This is a genomic window from Iodobacter sp. BJB302 (assembly GCF_002735645.1).
GTDB lineage: Bacteria > Pseudomonadota > Gammaproteobacteria > Burkholderiales > Chitinibacteraceae > Iodobacter.
Genome location: NZ_PDZG01000003.1, coordinates 41752 through 57771, shown reverse-complemented (window position 1 = coordinate 57771; position 16020 = coordinate 41752). Strand labels below are relative to the sequence as shown.

The 16020-nt window shown below is 46.4% G+C and carries 14 protein-coding genes and 2 riboswitches; of the genes, 5 read left to right on the top strand and 9 right to left on the bottom strand.

Going from position 1 to position 16020, the window contains the following annotated elements; all coding sequences use genetic code 11:
* Positions 1-56: 56 nt before the first annotated feature.
* Positions 57-1514, top strand: a complete 1458-nt coding sequence (locus tag CSQ88_RS01700) for an adenosine deaminase (RefSeq protein ID WP_180273493.1) — start codon at positions 57-59, stop codon at positions 1512-1514.
* 45 nt (positions 1515-1559) lie between these two features.
* Here the strand turns inward: CSQ88_RS01700 and CSQ88_RS01695 are convergent, their stop codons facing one another.
* The 3 genes from CSQ88_RS01695 to ribB all read right to left on the bottom strand — a co-directional run bounded on the left by CSQ88_RS01695 (position 1560) and on the right by ribB (position 4714).
* On the bottom strand, positions 1560-2549 hold the full coding sequence (locus tag CSQ88_RS01695) for a S66 peptidase family protein (RefSeq protein WP_099396388.1): 990 nt from the start codon (positions 2547-2549) through the stop codon (positions 1560-1562).
* A gap of 115 nt (positions 2550-2664) precedes the next feature.
* Entirely contained in the window at positions 2665-4011 is a 1347-nt protein-coding gene (locus tag CSQ88_RS01690) for a YdgA family protein (RefSeq protein WP_099396387.1), read from the bottom strand.
* A gap of 55 nt (positions 4012-4066) precedes the next feature.
* Positions 4067-4714 (bottom strand): 3,4-dihydroxy-2-butanone-4-phosphate synthase, encoded by a 648-nt coding sequence (ribB, locus tag CSQ88_RS01685; RefSeq protein WP_099396386.1) that lies wholly within the window; start codon positions 4712-4714, stop codon positions 4067-4069.
* Positions 4715-5003: 289 nt separating this feature from the next.
* Positions 5004-5173, bottom strand: a riboswitch (FMN riboswitch).
* Positions 5174-5482: 309 nt separating this feature from the next.
* Here ribB and CSQ88_RS01680 point away from each other — a divergent pair.
* Positions 5483-6796 carry a hemolysin family protein gene (locus tag CSQ88_RS01680; protein WP_099396385.1) on the top strand — a complete coding sequence of 438 codons (1314 nt, stop codon included), beginning with the start codon at positions 5483-5485 and terminating at the stop codon, positions 6794-6796.
* 99 nt (positions 6797-6895) lie between these two features.
* On the opposite strand, the gene lpoB is transcribed toward CSQ88_RS01680, so the two are convergent.
* Genes lpoB through CSQ88_RS01665 form a run of 3 tightly spaced genes read right to left on the bottom strand, consistent with a single transcriptional unit; the run spans position 6896 to position 9364 of the window.
* Positions 6896-7492: a penicillin-binding protein activator LpoB gene (lpoB, locus tag CSQ88_RS01675; protein ID WP_218586925.1), complete on the bottom strand. Its 597-nt coding sequence runs from the start codon at positions 7490-7492 to the stop codon at positions 6896-6898.
* Positions 7493-7511: 19 nt separating this feature from the next.
* Complete coding sequence (locus CSQ88_RS01670) at positions 7512-7913, bottom strand: YcfL family protein (RefSeq protein WP_099396384.1); 402 nt, start codon at positions 7911-7913, stop codon at positions 7512-7514.
* 35 nt (positions 7914-7948) lie between these two features.
* Positions 7949-9364, bottom strand: coding sequence for a COG3014 family protein (locus CSQ88_RS01665; protein WP_099396383.1), 1416 nt, complete (start codon positions 9362-9364; stop codon positions 7949-7951).
* 218 nt (positions 9365-9582) lie between these two features.
* Positions 9583-9645, top strand: a riboswitch (S-adenosyl-L-homocysteine riboswitch).
* A gap of 32 nt (positions 9646-9677) precedes the next feature.
* Between CSQ88_RS01665 and ahcY the strand changes: the two genes are divergently transcribed.
* Positions 9678-11108: an adenosylhomocysteinase gene (gene ahcY / locus CSQ88_RS01660; protein WP_099396382.1), complete on the top strand. Its 1431-nt coding sequence runs from the start codon at positions 9678-9680 to the stop codon at positions 11106-11108.
* A gap of 78 nt (positions 11109-11186) precedes the next feature.
* On the opposite strand, the gene CSQ88_RS01655 is transcribed toward ahcY, so the two are convergent.
* Both CSQ88_RS01655 and CSQ88_RS01650 read right to left on the bottom strand, forming a co-directional pair.
* Positions 11187-11915 (bottom strand): ABC transporter substrate-binding protein, encoded by a 729-nt coding sequence (locus CSQ88_RS01655; RefSeq protein WP_099396447.1) that lies wholly within the window; start codon positions 11913-11915, stop codon positions 11187-11189.
* Between the two features lie 232 nt (positions 11916-12147).
* On the bottom strand, positions 12148-13044 hold the full coding sequence (locus tag CSQ88_RS01650; protein ID WP_099396446.1) for an HTH-type transcriptional regulator ArgP: 897 nt from the start codon (positions 13042-13044) through the stop codon (positions 12148-12150).
* A gap of 148 nt (positions 13045-13192) precedes the next feature.
* On the opposite strand from CSQ88_RS01650, the gene CSQ88_RS01645 reads away from it, so the two are divergent.
* Complete coding sequence (locus tag CSQ88_RS01645; protein ID WP_099396381.1) at positions 13193-13816, top strand: trimeric intracellular cation channel family protein; 624 nt, start codon at positions 13193-13195, stop codon at positions 13814-13816.
* Here the strand turns inward: CSQ88_RS01645 and CSQ88_RS01640 are convergent.
* Positions 13800-14024 carry a hypothetical protein gene (locus CSQ88_RS01640; protein WP_099396380.1) on the bottom strand — a complete coding sequence of 75 codons (225 nt, stop codon included), beginning with the start codon at positions 14022-14024 and terminating at the stop codon, positions 13800-13802. The two genes, CSQ88_RS01645 and CSQ88_RS01640, sit on opposite strands and share 17 nt — an antisense overlap.
* A 90-nt stretch (positions 14025-14114) precedes the next feature.
* Here CSQ88_RS01640 and CSQ88_RS01635 point away from each other — a divergent pair, with 90 nt between their 5' ends.
* Entirely contained in the window at positions 14115-15992 is a 1878-nt protein-coding gene (locus CSQ88_RS01635; protein ID WP_099396379.1) for a S9 family peptidase, read from the top strand.
* Positions 15993-16020 lie beyond the last annotated feature (28 nt).

The window sequence follows — 16020 nt, the reverse complement described above, 5'->3', positions numbered from 1 at the left end:
TCTATTCTTTTATTGCAGCCTATAATTCGGCATTACACTCATAAAAGATGATAAAGATGAAAACCAAACTACTTGCACTCTGTCTGCTTGCCATCGGGACTGGCCACGCAAAAGATATTAATAACAACTACACGCAAACCAGGCAGTACTATTCGCAATTAATCAGCGCCCCCACACCCAATACGGCAGAGCTGGGGCTATTGATGAATATGCTGCCTAAAGGCGCAGATTTGCATCACCATTATTCCGGCGCTATTTATGCTGAAACTTATCTGGAATGGGTAGGCAGGCAAAAATTTTGCATTTACAGCGAAGACAACGCAGCACTGAATGCACAGAAGTTTCATATCAATACCAGCCCGGCTGAAGCCAGCAGTAAAATTTGCCTGAGCGCCGATGCAACGCGGCAGAACAATGCTTTCTATCGTGAATTACTGCAAAAATGGTCTGATAAAGATTTCAGTAATCACAGCCATGATCAGCCAGCGCCTGATCAGAATTTTTTTAATACCTTCTTTTATTTTATGCCGGTTGCCAGCTACGCCATGCATGAAGGCTTTCAATCTTTAAAAGAGCGCGCTCTGGCAGAAAACGTGCAATACCTGGAAACCATGGTCGATCTGGCCCCTGGCATCAGTAATAAAGAATTAGACGAAAAAATGAATCAGCTGGTGCAAAACCCTCAAGATGCTGAAGCCATTTTTGCCCGCTATGCTGATTTTATGGCGCAAGATACCACCAGCCAGCAGCAAATCAGCGCCTATATCAAAACCATGGAAGATGCCGCCAAAGGCATAGACAGCAGCGATTTTAAATTACGCGTGCAGGCCTATGTATTACGTAATCTCTCGCCTTCTCTGGTCTTTAGCCAAATGTATTCCGCCTTTGCCGCAGATAAAGCCAGCGATTTAATTGTGGCCGTTAATATTGTAGGGCCAGAAAATGAACACGTTGCAATGCACGATTATGATCTGCATATGCAAATGTTTAAATTCTTTAAGAAACGCTACCCGGACAGCAAGCTCGCCCTGCACGCGGGTGAATTAGCACTTGGTATGGTTCCGCCGGAAGGGTTAAAAAATCATATTAATGATGCGGTACAAATTGCAGGCGCAAATCGTATTGGCCACGGCATTGATATTATCCACGAAAAAAATGCCGATTTACTTTTAAAGAAGCTAAAAGAAAAAGATATTGCGGTAGAAGTTAACCTCACCAGCAATGAATTTATTCTTGGGGTAAAAAACGAAGCACACCCTGTTCAGGTTTACCGCCGCCACGGTGTGCCCTTTGTAATATCCAGCGATGATCCGGGCGTATCACGCAATAATCTCAGCGGCGAATACCTGCTCTACGCCAGCCGCTATAAACCATCCTACGACGAGCTAAAAAACACCGCCATGAACAGCATTCGTTATTCATTCCTGGGCAAAGCAGAAAAAGCCACAGAAATACAGGCTCTTAAACAACGCTTTGATGAGTTTGAAGCGAAAGTTGCAAAGATGATTAAATAATAAACTAGGCTGCGTTACTGCAATCAAAAGCAGTAACGCAGCTCATCATTCCGCAAGCATGGTCACTTGCAAAATATCCGCATCTATTTCTACCATGCTGCCAATCATCATTGTCAACATGGGATGGGTATGGCAACAATCAAATTCTGCAATGACCGGGATATTGGGTTTACCCATTACTTCCAGTAATATTTCATGCGGCCGATAATTGCCACTAAATAATTCATGCTTCCCTAATAAAATACCACCTGCCCGCTCAAATACACCCTGCAATTTTAGAAAAGAAAACAAACGTTCCATCGTTGCAGAGTCTTTTAATGAGTCTTCAATTAATAAAATATCACCCTGCTTAATTTCTGGCATATAGGGCGTGCCCCAAACTGCCAGCATGGTATTCAAATTTCCACCGATCAGCCTGCCACGCGCCTTACCACCATTTAGAGATAACCACTGGTTCTCTTGTACCGGTTTAGCACTTATTTGTTCTTCCCAAGAGATCCGTGTTTCTGTCCACTGCAATGGAGTGGGAAATGCATGAGGTAATTTGAATTGTTGGCTGACAAGGCTCTCAAAATAGCCAAAGGTTTCATCAACCAAAGGCGGAAACTCACCTAATGATGCAACAAGCGCCGGGCCATAAAAAACTGGAACATTTGTTTTTGCATAAAGAGCAAGCAAAATAGCAGTTACATCCGAATATCCAACAACAATTTTGGGATCAGCTTTAAAAGCTTCGTAATCCAAATAAGGCAAAAGTGAGTTTGAATTACTGCCTCCAATCACCGACATAATACAACGCACATCCGGATCACGAATTAAATCATTTAATTCCTCGGCCCTTGCCGCAATGCTACCAGAACGATAGCCCTGCTCTTGACCTGTTAATTTTCCTTCTTTTAATTTATACCCCTGGTTTAACAAATATTGCTTTGCACGTTCGAAACGCTTTGGAACAAAAAAGGTTGCCGGCCACGAAGGTGAAAAAAAACCTATTGTGTCACCTTTTTTTAAAAAACCCGGTAAAAATTCAAGCATAAAATCTCAATATGAAAATTTAATAATTAAATTATGAAAGATCAACGTGCACTAGAATTATTTATATATTTGCAAATGCGGATGGGCCTCAGGCTCATCCGCATTTTAATGCTGATTAATGCATGCCAAGTAGTTCTGGCAATTCAACCGTTTTTCCGTTCAGTACGATTTTTCCGTCTTTTAACTGAATTTTGGTTTTAAGTAATTTACCATCGCTTTCCAGCTTTCCATCTTCAACCCCAAGCTGAACCGAGGATTGAAACATTTCCAGCGTGGGTTCAATTGCTTCTTCTTCAGCTGATTCACGAATCATTCTTTCAGCAAAAGCATTAGGCAATTGCAGGGCAAGCATAGCGTTTACTTTATTAATCAGCTGGCCCGGGTTTTCCAAATCTTCCTGTTTAATATCTTTGCTGCTTAAATCCAGCGCAATCATGCTTTCGCCTTCAGGCGTATGCAGTTTAATATTCTGCTTCATTGAAGGGTTTTTCTTCAGAATATCCATCAGCAAGGCTTGCATTGCTTTAGCTTGTGATTTGCCATCGAAATTACACTGCAAGATACCTTTTTTCCAGCTTAACTCATTAATCCCTTTAATGGCCTTAGGATCAATCTGGCTTACTGATAAATTCATTTCAAATTTACCAATCTCTTTTGAGTTGAATTTAATTTTATCTGCCGTGCCCTTTCCGGAGAAATCCAGCAAGCCATTATTAAGTTTAGATTCACTATTTAACAGCAGCTGGCCCATGGAAACCTGGATATCTTTCTCTTGCTTTTTGCTTGAAACATCAAAGCCTTCAACCGTTAAAGACTCAGCTCCCGCATAAACACCATCCGCCGCATTTTTATAGTTTCCCTTGTAGCTAATAGCACCCAGCTTAAACTGGGTGGCATTATTGCTTTCCTTACCTTCTGCACCATTCACTGCAAAATCAAAATCGATGTAGCTGGCATGTTTATCGTACTTAATCAGCGAGTTAAACCCTTTCCAGTTTACATTGCCTTTTTCATCGTCAACGGTAAATGCAGGGCTGGAAATGCGGGTTTGTAAATCACCAGATAAACTGACTTTGGTATTGATTTCCAAAGGCTCTTTGCCTTTAAATACTTTAGCCAGCTCTTCCCTGGTTTTATCGCTATAAACAACTTTGGTGTTAATTGCCAAACCAAAAGGATTATGCTCAATTGTATTAATTAAAGTGATTTGCCCTGTTGCGCCATGTAATGGTGATGCTTCACCCCCATCTTCACAACCCAGCTGGTAAGTCACTTCCTCTGTTGAGGTCCAGAACCCTTTTTTGAAATCACGTTTTACAACTTTTACAATTTTGTAGTCTTTCAGCGCATCACCTGCCTCGCTGACTTTATGATCCAGGGTGCTCCCTGCGTACCAGGTTGCGCCTGCAAAACCTGCGCCTGCCAGAACTGCAAGCGCAAGAGCTAATTTAGTTTTATTCATCTGAATACTCACTCTGTATCAATACGGATCAATTAATAAACGGGTTAAAAACAGATTAGCCTGCCTGCTGCAGCCTGTACTCCACCAGCTCGGCAATGCTTAATACTTGCAAACCATGCTCTGATGCATATTCACTGATTTCTTCGCCACGCGCCATTGTGCCATCAGGATTCATCAATTCGCACAACACTGCCGCGGGCTGCAGCCCTGCTAAAACGGCCAGATCAACCGAGCCCTCTGTGTGCCCGCGCCGCGCCAGAACGCCGCCTGCTGTGGCACGCAGCGGAAACACATGGCCGGGGCTGGCCAGATCGCCCGCTTGTGCTCCGCTGGCAATCGCAGCCTTAATGGTGGTGACCCGATCAGCGGCAGATACACCGGTTGTTACCCCGTGCCGCGCTTCAATCGATACGGTAAAAGCCGTGCTGAAACGGCTTTGATTGTCTGTCACCATAGGCGGCAGCTGCAGGTGCTGTAAGGCTTCGTCAGTGAGGCAAAGGCAAACAATACCGCTGCCATCGCGAATCATTTGCGCCATGCTCCGGTCGGTGATTTTTTCTGCAGCCACAATTAAATCGGCTTCGTTTTCGCGATCAAAATCGTCCATTAATAAAACCGGGCGTCCCTGGCGCATATCGGCCAGCGCTTGTTTAAAGCGAACAGAAAAAGGGGCAAGTACAGGATTCAGAATTTCAGTAAACATAGAGAAACGCTCTCGCAAAACAGGTAGGCGAAAAACGGTTCAGGGGGTGGGACAGCCGCAGGCAAGCAGCAGCCTGATGAGCAAGACTCTTCAGCCAGCATTGAGGGCGCTCAGCCTGAAGCACAGAATAAAACGAGCACAGCCGGGCCACAGAAAAAGCCATTGAATCTGCAGCTTCCACTGTAAAACGCGGTGTTCTCAGTATTCTCTGCTGTGCAGGATTTTGCTCACTCAGTACTTAAGCCGAAGCAGCCTGAACATCAGGTGCAGCCATGACCAGTTTATAGCGACGCATCTTCTTTCATCCGGACTATCACCGTCGGCTCTGGAATTTAACCAGATCTGCTGACCCTGAGCTTATCAATACAGCGCAGGCGCTCGCGGGCTTGTGTGATCATCTTTTGAGAAAACAGCACACTTACCGCCGGTGGGGAGTTTCACCCCGCCCTGAAGACGTACGACTTTGGAAAAATATTCCAAGCCACATTGTCAGCTTTTAAACGCCCATTTGTCTATAATTCACGGGAAAACACTTACACTATTTCTTAATAAAATATACATATCATGCAAGCGTAATAGAATACATCTGCACAAACATACGCAGGCAGTGCTCCAGACTCATACTGATCCGGCATAAATACGAGCAGCGCCGGGGGCAAGCGCCACAGATTGTTAATTTTATACAAACCTTTCCACCCGCCTTGCCTGCATAAGAAGCTTCATAGCAAGCTGGCGAGCTGCTAAGCTAGCGGCAGGAGATTTAATATTATGATGAATGGCTTACTTATTATTTTTATTCTTATTTTAATTAGTGCATTTTTCTCTGTTTCAGAAATTGCGCTAGCCGCAGCACGTAAACACAAGCTACAACAAATGAGTGAAGACGGCGATAAGCGTGCTGATCTGGTACTGGCCCTGCAAGAGCGGCCGGGAGACTTTTTTACCGTGGTGCAAGTTGGTGTAAATGCCGTTGCGATTCTGGGCGGTATATTGGGAGAGCCCACTTTTTCCCCCGTTTTTAAAGCACTGTTTATTCAATTGGGTGTGCAGGCAGAAACCGCCGAAACGCTGGGTTTTCTGCTGTCGTTTACCGTAGTTACAGGGTTGTTTATTCAGTTTGCCGATTTAATTCCAAAAAGAATTGGCATGGCCGTACCAGAGGCCACTGCTGTAAATGTTGTTTCGCCTATTTTATTTTGTATTTTCCTGCTGCGCCCACTGGTCTTTATTTTTGATGGCATTGCCAATATGATTTTTAATGCCTTCAATTTACCAGCAGTACGCCGGGATGAAATTACCACAGATGATATTGTGGCAATGGCAGATGCTGGCGCAATGGCAGGCACGGTACGCCGCAAAGAGCACAATCTGATTGAAAACGTGTTTGAATTAGAAACACGTACCGTAACATCCGTGATGACCGCGCGTGAAAGTGTGATTTTCTTTTCGCTAAATGAAGAAGAAGAAACCATAAGAGCCAGAATGCTGGCTGATCCGCATTCAAAATTTCTGCTTTGCGAAAACAGCATCGACAGCGTATTTGCCTATATCGACGCCAAAGATATTTTGCAATTAGTGCTTAAAGGCGGTGAAATTAATTTGCTTGAGGGTTTAAAGCAATGCGGCAATCGCAAATTGCTGACAATTCCGGATACGCTTTCTTTATCTGAAGTGCTGGAGCAATTTAAAGAAGCACGCGAAGACTTTGCCGTTATTCTGAATGAATACGCCTTAGTGGTTGGCATTATTACGCTGAACGATGTCACGATTCAGCTGATGGGCAGTATGGTAGACCCTGGTGCCGATCAGATTGTGCAGCGGGATGAAAGCTCATGGCTGGTTGATGGCGTAACGCCGATTGAAGACGTAAAGAAAGCGCTGGATATCGACGAATTAAAAGATGAAGAAAACTACGAAACCATTGCCGGCTTTATGATGTATATGCTCAAGCGCATACCTAAAAAAGCAGAGCTGTTGATTTTTGGTGATTACAAATTTGAAGTGGTCGATATTGATAATTATCGTATTGATCAGCTGCTGGTCACCCGAATCAATCCGCAGAAAAAAGCGGACGAAGAGTAATTAAAAAATGGGCAAGGTTTTACCTTGCCCATGCATTAAATACCCCCAGCATTTATTGCAATGCAAAGAGCGGGCACAGTGATATGCCCGCCTTGCAAATTAACGCTTGGATGTTTTACGAATTTCTTTTTCATCCTGCCATTCATCCACACCCTCTTCGATATTCTTTAAGATCAGTGTGAATTTATAATAAACGTCTTTAGTGCTGTCGTTCTTTTTAACAATCGATGTAATTTCACCTGTTAATAAATATTTAGCGCCCTTCATTTGCCCGACTTTTACTTTATTTTTATATAAGCCACTTTCTGTCTGGCGGCGGATTTCTTCAACCTGCGCATCTAATGTGCTGCTGTCGGTTACAAATTTAGCACCGCTTTTCATCAGCTGCGTTTTCATGCTGTTGGTGATATTGCGGGTATCAATATATTCAGTGGTTTTGTTTTTAACTTCGGCCACCACAATTAAAGGGCGGCCAGCCATGGATGGGTGCTGCATTAATGAGCGCGCCATTGATTCTGAAATCATTTGCAAATCGGTAGAGCCAAATTCATTGGTGACCGTTTCAACCGCCTTGCTGTCGCCATAAACCACATCGCCGCCGCCTACGGTAGGTGATGAGCTGGAAGCGCAGCCAGTGGCCAGTAATACCGCTGCCAATACCGCGCTCAGCTTTAATGCTTGTTTCATCGTTTTCATTGATCTGATCCTTTAGAAATTACTTAGCAGCAGGGACTGCACCTGTGTTGTCCGGGCTATTGACTTCCATTTTGAAATCCACGGCAGATGGCACGGGGGCAATGGTGTCGATAACTTGTTTTTGCAAACCAATAAATTTAAGCGGCTTCCATACTTCTTCGCCGCCCACTACAAAGCCGGCATCATCAAACCAGCGGAAACGATAATAAAGCTGCTGATCGCCCTTATCCTGATTCTGCATTTCAAGCTGCACTGCCAAGAGGCCATTACGCTGAGCGGTGCGCCCGCCGGTGAGCTTGATGTATTTCATTTCACCCAGCTGCTCGATGCGATCAGAGAGTGAAATCGGAGCGGCCTGGGCTATGGCTGAAAACCCAAGAACAGCGGCCAGTAAAACGCCACGGGCAAGATACTTTTTCATGGTTATTCCTTTATTCAAAGTAGAAAACACGATGATTATTTCTTCACCTTTTTAGGCTTAGCTGGCTGAATCATAGCGTCTGCGCTCTCTGTCACCACTGTGTCTAATACCACAGATGACAAATCTGTCTTTCCTAAATACACCTGATTACCCATCACCCTGACCGGCACAATCTGGTATGGGCTACTTACTTTAATATCAAACGCCTCCTGCCCCTGCAGCGTTGGCACCAATACTTTATGCATCCCCTGTGGCAAGGTTGCCCGCACGATGGCAATCTGCGCGGGCAGAGTGCTCCAGGTGCGCTCATCGGCCTGCTCGGTTATCACACTGACCAGCCCAAGCACTAAGCTGGCAATTGCACTGGCGTTATTGTCCCGGTCATTCAGCTGCTTTTGCGCCACGCCTTTTGTCACAGCACGGATGGTGGAGCGCAAAATAATGCCCGGCATATCGTCCCGCAATGCGCGGCGGCTCATTGCATCGATGCTGGCGATGGTGCTTACCGGCAAAAAACGCCCGTCTAATTTAAGCTGCGACGGCGCAAAATCGTTGCCGGAGCGAATCACAGGAAAAGACATCGCCGTTAAACCGACCCGATAAATGGGCAGGGGCACAGTGACAGATTTGCGTGCCGGGGCAAGGCCCGAGCTCACCACAAACAACACCTCGCTCATTCCGCGCTTGCTGGTTTTGCTGTCTAGCTGAGACAAGCCGTCTTCTAAAACCCTAGTATTGGGCTGCAGCTCGATCGCTTTGCGATAGCCCGGCGCTGCCAGGCTTTTTTCACCCAGCGCCTCATAAACAAAAGCCGCCAGATAATGGCTAAACGCATTCTGATAGCTGTTTTTTAAAGCTAAAACGTCAGGATCATCCAGTGTTTCGGTTGGATAGCCTTTTAAGTCTTTAAACGTCGTTTTTACGCCTCTGCTTTTAGCCTCTGCTTCGTCTTTTTCATAAGCACGCGAGCGATACTCCGCAATAATTGCTTCGCGTTCATGCGTTTTTTTGACTTCAACCCGCGCATTTGCCCAATCCCCTGCAGCTGCATGATTCATAGCCAGCAGAGTAGACAGCAATACTTTTTCGTAATCGTAGCCATCGTAGCGGCGGGTTTTATCGTTGATTAAAAAGCTGCCCACCTCACCCATTAATTTATCTGGTGAATTTTTAGCAACGTCTTCCCAATCCTGAATTTTGGCATCCGCCTTCAGCCAGGCGCCGGTGCTGCCAGGCCAGTCACTTTTTAACTGTAACAACTGACCTTTTTCCAGATAATACAAAAGGTCTTTATCACTATTATTCGATTCTAATACGGCCAAGGCGCTATCGGGCTTGCCTGCGCGGACAAAATCAATCGCCCCCTGCGATTCGGCCTGATACTGACGCATTGATCCGCAGGCACTTAAAGCCAGGACCAGGGTCAAGATGGCGCATCGTTTTAATTTCATTCCACAACCTTGGTTGATAGCGGCACAATTCATTATGCCAACTGACCCTAAATAAATTTACTTTAAAAATCACTGCATAAATGCAACGCATTGTTTCTAGTTTGCTACCAACTGCAGAGCCAGCCCTGCCATCACTTTGTGCGAATGCTACTTAATGTAAGCAAATACTGCATTGTAAACAAGACAATCATCAGATTCTTAACGCTATAATGAAAGCACATTCGAGGGGCGCTGCAACCCCAAGGGGCCAGGCTCGAATTTCTTAACTGCGCTCTCCTGTAAACCCGCGCCGGGTACGGCATGCGTGTTGGAGATGCCATCCCGGCCACAGATAGGAATCACCACTGTGGCAAATCTTGATTTTAAAGTCGCTGATCTATCTTTGGCAGATTGGGGCCGTAAAGAAATTCGCATTGCAGAAACAGAAATGCCCGGCCTGATGTCTGTGCGGACAGAGTATGCCAAAGCACAGCCACTTAAAGGTGCCCGTATCGCAGGCTCCATCCATATGACCATCCAGACTGCTGTGCTGATTGAAGCGCTGCAAGCACTGGGGGCCGAGGTGCGCTGGGTATCTTGCAATATTTTCTCTACCCAAGACCACGCCGCAGCAGCGATTGCCGCAGCAGGTACTTCGGTATTTGCCCACAAGGGCGAAACACTCGAAGAATACTGGGATTTCACCCACCGCATTTTTGATTTCCCCAATAATCAGTACGCCAATATGATTCTGGACGATGGCGGCGATGCCACCATTTTGCTGCACCTTGGCGCATGTGCTGAAACCGATCCCTCGGTAATTTCTGCCCCCGGCAACGAAGAAGAAATCGTGCTGTTTGCCTCGATCAAAGCCACGCTTGCCAAAGATCCTAAGTGGTACTCCACCCGCCTTGCTTATATTAAAGGCGTAACCGAAGAAACCACTACCGGTGTACACCGCCTGTACAAAATGCACAGTGAAGGCCGTCTCTCCTTCCCTGCCATTAATGTCAACGACGCCGTCACCAAATCTAAATTCGACAACCTTTACGGCTGCCGGGAGTCCCTCGTCGACGGTATTAAACGCGCTACTGATGTCATGATCGCAGGTAAAGCCGCCGTGATCCTTGGCTATGGCGATGTGGGCAAGGGCTGCGCCCAAAGCCTGCGCGGCCTGGGAGCCACCGTTTACGTCACCGAAATCGATCCGATTTGCGCGCTGCAAGCCGCCATGGAAGGCTTTCGTGTAGTAACGATGGACAGCATTTGCGATCAGGGTGATATTTTTGTCACCACCACCGGCAATGTAGGTGTGATTACGCACGAACATATGCTCAAGATGCGCAATAACGCCATCGTCTGCAATATCGGCCACTTTGACAGCGAAATTCAGGTTGCGTCCTTACGCCAGTACGAATGGGAAAACGTCAAACCGCAAGTCGACCATATTATTTTCCCTGATGGCAAACGCATCATCCTGCTGGCCGAAGGGCGCCTCGTGAATCTGGGCTGCGCCACCGGCCACCCCAGCTTTGTGATGTCTAACTCCTTCACCAATCAGGTGCTGGCGCAAATCGAGCTGTTTACTAAAACCGAGCAATATCCGGTTGGCGTTTATGTATTGCCCAAACACCTCGACGAAATGGTGGCCCGCCTGCACCTGAAAAAAATCGGCGCAACACTCACCGAGCTGACCGACGAGCAAGCGGCTTATATCGACGTACCCAAACAAGGGCCTTATAAACCGGCGCATTACCGCTATTGATGGTTTGCAGATATTAATCGTTTGAAATAGCAAACGGGAAGCCAAGGCTTCCCGTTTTTTAAATATGCCATGCAATCATTATTTAATTTTTAATTCAACAGAGCTCTGGCTGGCAATCATTCTTTGATAGCTGCCGTCTTTTTTCATCGCGGATAAAATTTCATCGAATTTATCCCTTATCGCTCTCAGGTTTCTTTTTTTAGAAAAAGCCATATAGCTGGGAATAGCCTGCACTTCGGGGGCAAGCTCTTTCACTTTATGCTCAGCACCTTTGCGCCTTAAAATATCTAATGCGCCATACTTATTGCTGACCAGAATATCAAAACGCTTTGCTAATAATTTTTCCACATTCTGTTCACCGGTATACGTCACATCAGGGGCTTTAATCAGTTTACTTTTAACTGCATTATCAAAAACATCCCCATAACTAACTTTATTTACCGCACCAAAACTGTAATTAGCCAGCTTTTGCAAATCACCATCAAACTTAATATTTGATTCTTTTAAAACAAATAATGAAACTGCCTGCGGCATCAGCACTTCTTTAGAATAATCCGCAAATACTTCTCTTTCTGCCGTTTTATATGCAGTAAAAACAGCATCAGCTGTGCCATCTTCAATCATTTTAATTGAGCGGGTCCAGGGCATTAAAGTGATGTTTACCGGCTGCTGCATCCGGCGAAACACTTCTTTTACGATCTCCACCACAAAGCCTTTAGTCTGGCCATTTTCTTCATACTGATAGGGGGGATATTGCAGCGTCACCAGCTCCAGTGGCGCACTTATTGCAGATGCAGCATAAATCATCAACCCCAAACAGGAGAATCTGATTATATTTTTTTTCATAGACCTCCCTTAATGATTTAAATGACATTGCGCGCTTATTTGTGCCCGTTTATTTCACAAGCATAGCAATTTTCTATGACCGGAATAAACACCTAAAGAATTTAAGCAATATACACTGCCATCCCGTTTTGTAAGATATGAAACTGACCAAGCGTTGCCTGCATGGCACTCACCGGCAGGTATTCATATATAGCTACTCTGAAAGATGCGTGTCCAGTACTACTCTTGCCGCATCCACAATCTGTTTTGACAGTGCTTCCATGCGCGGCGATTGTACTTTCCATGAGTGCCAGTAAAGCTTCACATCGCAAGGGTAATCCGGCGCAAGATCAATCAGATCGCCAGTGGATTCAGCCAGCAGTAGCTCGGGCACCATGCCATAGCCTAAGCCGTGGCAAATAGCGGCCAGATGGGGCTCGGTGCCGGGCACATAGTGGCAGGGATAGGCATCGGGCAGCAGCCCAAAGTGGTTTTCCAAAAAGCCCGCCTGCAGCGTATCTTTGTGAGAATACGCCACCACCGGGGCACGCCGCGCATCACTGCGGTTAATGCCCTGAGGAAACCAGCGCTGGCAGAAGCTTTTGCTCGCCACCAGGCGATAGCGCATCACGCCTAAGACATCGGCAAAGCAGCCTTTCATGGGTTTTTCTTCGCTGCCAATGCAGCCTATGGCCATCCCGGATTCGAGCAGGGTGTAGGTGTGATCCTGATCTTCAACAATTAAATCAATCAGCACTTCTTCATTCACCAGTGCCTGCGCCAGCGCAGGGAAAAACCATGTGCCCAGCGTATCGGCATTCAGTGCAATCGTCAGGAGCAGGGGCGAATAACGTTCCACGGCTAAATCTGAAGCCAGATCGGCCTCAAGCTGCATCACACGGCGCAAATATTGCAGCAATCGCTGGCCTACCGGCGTGGCCCGGGCCGGACGGCTGCGCACTACCAGTGGATTACCCAGATTACTTTCCAGCGCCCGCACCCGCTGCGAGACCGCAGAAGCCGTTAAATGTAAGCGTAATGCCGCCTGCTCAAAGCTGCCGGTTTCAATCACGGCACGCAGCGCTTCGGTTTGTCTGGGGTCTAAATTCACCAGCGTATCTTTCACATATTAAGAATTTTTAAGCATACCTTATTTTTATTAAATAATATTCAATATATCCAAACACCCACGGATAATGTCATTTAACTAATTATTTCGCATAAGCACTTATGCCCCACCCTGACAAAAGAAGTTTGAAATGCTGCTTTACACTATTTATTTGATTGCCATTACCGCCGAAGCCATGTCCGGAGCGCTCATGGGCATGCGCCGCAATATGGATTTATTTGGTATTTGTTTTATAGGCACGGTCACCGCACTGGGTGGCGGTACTGCACGCGATATGCTGCTGGGCCACTATCCGTTGGGCTGGGTGGCGCATCCGCAATATCTGCTGTTTACCATTGGGGCAGCCGCTTTAACCGCTTTAATCGCCAGCCATTTGCATCATTTACGGCGCTTATTTTTAATTGTTGATGCGCTAGGTTTGGTGGCCTTCACCATTATTGGCTGCAATATCGGCATGGAAGCTGGCGTGCATCCCGGCATTGCCATTATGGCGGGAGTTGTAACCGGCGTATTTGGCGGGCTGCTGCGCGATGTGCTGTGCAATCAGCAACCAATGGTACTGAGCCGCGAGATTTACGCCAGCGTGTCTCTGGCTACCGGCGCTTTATATATTTTGCTGCATTATTTAAAAGTAGAAACCGGCCCCGCCTCAATGATTGCCTTAGTGGCGGGCTTTAGTTTCAGATTATTAGCAATGCGTTTACGCTGGCAATTACCTGTTTTGCGCAGCGAGCACATTAAAGGCTTTGATTAATAATCCCCCTGCGGAAAAGATAAAACAATTTTTCCGCAGGAATAAATAATAAACAGTCCCCACCCAATTCCCGGAAAAACGCATTTACCCTTCCCGCCTCAGCCTTCTCCCTTTTCGCCAGAAAACTGCCTTTTAAAACCAAAGTAAGAAAAATCAGCGTTTTAATAAAATTAAAAAGCAGAAAAACACAAATAATCGCGATGATCATCAGAATGTAAGTGCTTATTACAATTTAACGACAATTCCAAAGGGATACTTAGATATAGTTTTTGATTCACAGATCAGCCAGGGAGAAGCAATGAAACACCTTTTTGCCGCCGGAACCGCCGGCCTTATGCTTGCTTTATCAGGTACTGCAATTGCAGATGAAGTGATCACGCCTAAGATTCCTATGCGCGATTTTTTTAAAAATCCGCCCAGCAGCAATTACCAGCTCTCCCCCAATGGTCAGTTTATTTCCTTCACCCAGCCTGTAGCCGACCGGCTTAATATTCATATCATGCCGCGTGGTGGCAAGGCCAAAGCCATTACCGCCATTACAGACCGTGATATCCGCCAATATTTTTGGAAGGGCGACGACCATATTTTGTTTTTAAAAGATAATGGCGGCGATGAAAATTTCCACTTATTTGCGGTAGATAAAGAAGGCAAGACCACCAAAGATTTAACCCCATTTGAAAAAGTACGCGTCGAGCTGATCGATGAGCTGGAAGACTATCCGAACGATGTACTGATTGGCTTAAACAAGCGTAATCCGGAAATTTTTGATGCCTACCGCCTGAATATCAAAACCGGTGAGCTAACCCTTGTGGCAGAAAACCCAGGCAATATCGATGGCTGGATCACCGATCACACAGGGCAGATTCGTGCAGCTAAAACCACCGATGGAGTAAGCAGTAGCCTGCTTTACCGCAGCGATGAAAAGTCCCCGTTTAAAGTGGTGCTCACCACCAGCTACAAAGACACGGTACAGCCGCTCTTCTTTACCTTTGATAATAAACGCCTCTACGCCACGTCTAACCTTGGCCGCGATAAGCTGGCGATTGTGGAGCTGGACCCGGCCACCGGCAAAGAGCTCAAAGTGGTTTATGAGCGCAATGATGTTGATGTGGGTGGCTTACTGTTCTCCAAAAAGCGCAAAGTACTGACGGCCGCTACCTTTGAAACATGGAAAGAAGAGCGCCATGTGCTGGATAAAGAAACCGCAGCCCTGCTTAAAGACTTACAAGCAAAGCTGCCCGGCTACGAATTACGCCTGCAAAGCAATAAAAACGAAAACGCCTGGATTGTTTCCACATGGAACGACCGCAGCCGGGGCAGCCGTTATTACTACGCCAACGGCAAGCTAGAAAAACTCGCCGATATTTCGCCAGAGCTGCCAGAACAGCAAATGGCAAATATGAAACCGATCAGTTATCAAAGCCGCGACGGGCTCACCATCAATGGTTATCTGACGCTGCCCTTGGGCAAAGAAGCGAAAAACTTACCAGTGATTGTCAACCCGCACGGCGGCCCATGGGCACGGGACAGCTGGGGCTTTAACCCAGAAGTGCAATTTTTAGCCAACCGTGGCTACGCTGTTTTGCAAATGAATTTCCGTGGTTCCACCGGCTATGGCAAATCATTCTGGCAAGCGTCGTTTAAGCAGTGGGGCAAAACCATGCAAAACGATATCAGCGACGGTGTGCAAGAGCTGATTAAACAAGGCGTGGCAGACCCGAAGAAAGTCTGCATCTACGGCGGCAGCTACGGCGGCTACGCCGCCTTATCAGGGCTGGCTTTCTCGCCAGATCTGTATGCATGCGGTGTGGATTATGTAGGGGTAAGTAATCTGTTTACCTTTATGAAGACCATCCCGCCTTACTGGAAGCCTTATATGGAAATGATGTATGAAATGGTGGGCAATCCAGAAAAAGATAAGGCGCTGATGCAATCGGCCTCGCCGGTTTTCCATGTGGATAAAATCAAGGCGCCGCTGCTGGTATTACAAGGAGCAAAAGATCCGCGGGTGAATATCGCCGAATCAGATCAGATTGTTGATGCGCTTAAAAAACGCAATATTGACGTGGAATACATCGTTAAGCAAAACGAAGGCCATGGTTTTCATAATCAGGAAAACCGCTTTGATGCTTATGAGGCTATGGAGCGCTTCTTTGCCAAACACTTAGGCAGTTAAACGCAGCAGCCTGCTCGTTCAGGGCAGG

What these genes read in the sequence shown, in the direction of transcription:
- CSQ88_RS01700 (WP_180273493.1), top strand. Translation starts at nt 57, where the DNA reads ATGAAAACCAAACTACTTGCACTCTGTCTGCTTGCCATCGGGACTGGC.
- CSQ88_RS01695 (WP_099396388.1), bottom strand. Translation starts at nt 2,549, where the DNA reads ATGCTTGAATTTTTACCGGGTTTTTTAAAAAAAGGTGACACAATAGGT.
- CSQ88_RS01690 (WP_099396387.1), bottom strand. Translation starts at nt 4,011, where the DNA reads ATGAATAAAACTAAATTAGCTCTTGCGCTTGCAGTTCTGGCAGGCGCA.
- ribB (WP_099396386.1), bottom strand. Translation starts at nt 4,714, where the DNA reads ATGTTTACTGAAATTCTGAATCCTGTACTTGCCCCTTTTTCTGTTCGC.
- CSQ88_RS01680 (WP_099396385.1), top strand. Translation starts at nt 5,483, where the DNA reads ATGATGAATGGCTTACTTATTATTTTTATTCTTATTTTAATTAGTGCA.
- lpoB (WP_218586925.1), bottom strand. Translation starts at nt 7,492, where the DNA reads ATGAAAACGATGAAACAAGCATTAAAGCTGAGCGCGGTATTGGCAGCG.
- CSQ88_RS01670 (WP_099396384.1), bottom strand. Translation starts at nt 7,913, where the DNA reads ATGAAAAAGTATCTTGCCCGTGGCGTTTTACTGGCCGCTGTTCTTGGG.
- CSQ88_RS01665 (WP_099396383.1), bottom strand. Translation starts at nt 9,364, where the DNA reads ATGAAATTAAAACGATGCGCCATCTTGACCCTGGTCCTGGCTTTAAGT.
- ahcY (WP_099396382.1), top strand. Translation starts at nt 9,678, where the DNA reads ATGCCATCCCGGCCACAGATAGGAATCACCACTGTGGCAAATCTTGAT.
- CSQ88_RS01655 (WP_099396447.1), bottom strand. Translation starts at nt 11,915, where the DNA reads ATGATTTATGCTGCATCTGCAATAAGTGCGCCACTGGAGCTGGTGACG.
- CSQ88_RS01645 (WP_099396381.1), top strand. Translation starts at nt 13,193, where the DNA reads ATGCTGCTTTACACTATTTATTTGATTGCCATTACCGCCGAAGCCATG.
- CSQ88_RS01640 (WP_099396380.1), bottom strand. Translation starts at nt 14,024, where the DNA reads ATGATCATCGCGATTATTTGTGTTTTTCTGCTTTTTAATTTTATTAAA.
- CSQ88_RS01635 (WP_099396379.1), top strand. Translation starts at nt 14,115, where the DNA reads ATGAAACACCTTTTTGCCGCCGGAACCGCCGGCCTTATGCTTGCTTTA.